At 71.6% G+C, this 2,342-nt stretch carries 2 protein-coding genes; both read left to right on the forward strand.

The window, feature by feature from the left end; all coding sequences use genetic code 11:
• The coding region (locus tag BN12_RS21535; RefSeq protein WP_327152687.1) for an ACT domain-containing protein at nt 1-379 on the forward strand (379 nt) is incomplete at its 5' end.
• Nucleotides 380-862: 483 nt separating this feature from the next.
• Nucleotides 863-2,342 (forward strand): signal recognition particle protein (gene ffh, locus BN12_RS21540; protein WP_048555608.1); only part of this gene is annotated, 1,480 nt, incomplete at its 3' end.

Genomic DNA, 2,342 nt, shown 5'->3' on the forward strand with positions numbered 1-2,342 from the left:
CCCCCCCCCCCCGGGGTCCCGCGGCCCGTCCGGTGCATCCGGGGCGTCGGGCGTGGCCGGGGCGTCCGGCGTGCCCGGGGCGTCCGGCGTGTCCGGTACGCCCGGTCAGGCGCGGGCGCTCGTCGTCCCCCAGGCGGCCGACGACGCGACGGTCCTCGAGGTCCGGGCCGACGACCGGCTCGGCCTGCTCCACGAGCTCGGGATGACCTTCGCGCGGGCCGGGCTCTCGGTCCGGTCGGCCCACATCGCGACGTATGCCGGCCAGACCCTCGACACCTTCTACCTCACCGAGTTCGGGGGCCGGCTCCTCGAGCCGGCCAAGGTCGCCCAGGTCGTCGCCATGGTCATCGACACCTGCGACGGCCACCCACCCGCCTGATCCCTCGCTACCACCTCTGTCGGCTCGCTTCGCGCTCTGGCCCGCTCGCCGCTGCCCTCCCCTTGCTCGGCAGGTGCGGGCTTTTCGTGGTCGGCTCGACTCACCGCCGACCACGACAACCCCGCACGTGCCGGTTCGGGTTGCTCGGCAGGTGCGGGCTTTTCGTGGTCGGCTCGGCTCGGCGGCCACGACAACCCCGCACGTGCCGAGTTGATGTTCCCGAAACGGCCGCCCGACGACATCTTCTCGGCACGTGCGAAGGAGGCTGTCGCGCCTGCCCGGAGGTGCAGACGCGGAGGGGACGACGCGACGGACGCTTGTGGGGAAGATGGTTGGCGTCATAGCTCTGACCAGCTTCCCCACAAGGACTCGAGGCACGCCACGCCCCCGACCGGCACGTGCGGAGGCGGGGCAGGCATACGAAGCGCGAAGGGCGGCGGACAGCGGTGCGGAGCCCGGGGCTGAGCCCGTTAGGCTTTTCCGGTGTTCACCAGCCTGTCCGACCGCCTGACCGCGACCTTCAAGAACCTCCGCGGCAAGGGGCGGCTGTCCGAGTCCGACGTCAACAAGACGATCCGCGACATCCGGATGGCGCTGCTCGAGGCCGACGTCGCGCTGCCCGTCGTCAAGGAGTTCACCCACGGCGTCCGCGAGCGTGCGCTCGGCGCCGAGGTGTCGGAGGCGCTCAACCCGGCGCAGCAGGTCATCAAGATCGTCAACGACGAGCTCGTCCACATCCTCGGCGGGGAGACGCGACCGCTCCGCCTCGCCAAGAACCCCCCGACCGTCGTCATGCTGGCCGGCCTCCAGGGCTCGGGCAAGACGACGTTCGCCGGCAAGCTCGGCGCCTGGCTCAAGGAGAAGGGCCACACCCCGCTCCTCGTCGCCGCCGACCTCCAGCGTCCGAACGCCGTCACCCAGCTCGAGGTCGTCGGCCAGCGCGCCGGCGTGCCCGTGTTCGCCCCCGAGCGGGGCAACGTCGGCGGCCACGACGCGGTCGGCCCGACCGGGGAGGGGACCCGCAGCTTCGGCGACCCCGTCCAGGTCGCCGAGGACGGCATCCAGCACGCCTGCGACAAGCTCTACGACGTCGTCATCGTCGACACCGCCGGCCGGCTCGCCGTCGACGCGGACCTCATGGACCAGGCCCGTCGCATCCGCGAGGCCGTCGACCCCGACGAGGTCCTCTTCGTCATCGACGCGATGATCGGCCAGGCCGCCGTCGAGACGGCCCAGGCGTTCCAGGACGGCGTCGACTTCACCGGTGTCGTCCTCACCAAGCTCGACGGCGACGCCCGGGGCGGAGCCGCGCTCTCCGTCGTCGGCACGACGGGCCGGCCCATCATGTATGCGAGCACCGGCGAGGGCGTCAAGGACATCGAGGTCTTCCACCCCGACCGGATGGCCTCCCGGATCCTCGACATGGGCGACATCCTCACGCTCATCGAGCAGGCCGAGAAGGCGTTCGACGCCCAGCAGGCGCGAGAGATGGAGCGCAAGTTCCTCGCCCAGGAGGACTTCACCTTCGACGACTTCCTCGGCCAGATGGCGGCCATCAAGAAGATGGGCTCGCTGAAGTCGATGCTCAAGATGATGCCGGGGATGGGCCAGATGAGCGCCCAGCTCGACGCGCTCGACGAGCGCGAGTTCGACCGCATCGAGGCGATGGTCCGGTCGATGACGCCGTTCGAGCGCACCCACCCCAAGCAGATCAACGGCTCCCGCCGAGCCCGGATCGCGCGCGGCTCGGGGGTCAGCGTGTCCGAGGTCAACCAGCTGCTCGTCCGGTTCGGCGAGGCGCAGAAGATGATGAAGAGCCTCGCCCGCGGCGGCGGCATTCCCGGTATGCCGGGCACCGGCGGCGGGAAGGCGCGCAAGCAGCAGCCGCAGCGGCGCAAGGGCAAGTCGGGCAACCCCGCCAAGCGCGCCCAGCAGGAGGCCGCCGCGGCCCAGCGCCGGTCCG

This window comes from Nostocoides japonicum T1-X7 (genome assembly GCF_001046855.1).
Taxonomy (GTDB): domain Bacteria; phylum Actinomycetota; class Actinomycetes; order Actinomycetales; family Dermatophilaceae; genus Nostocoides; species Nostocoides japonicum.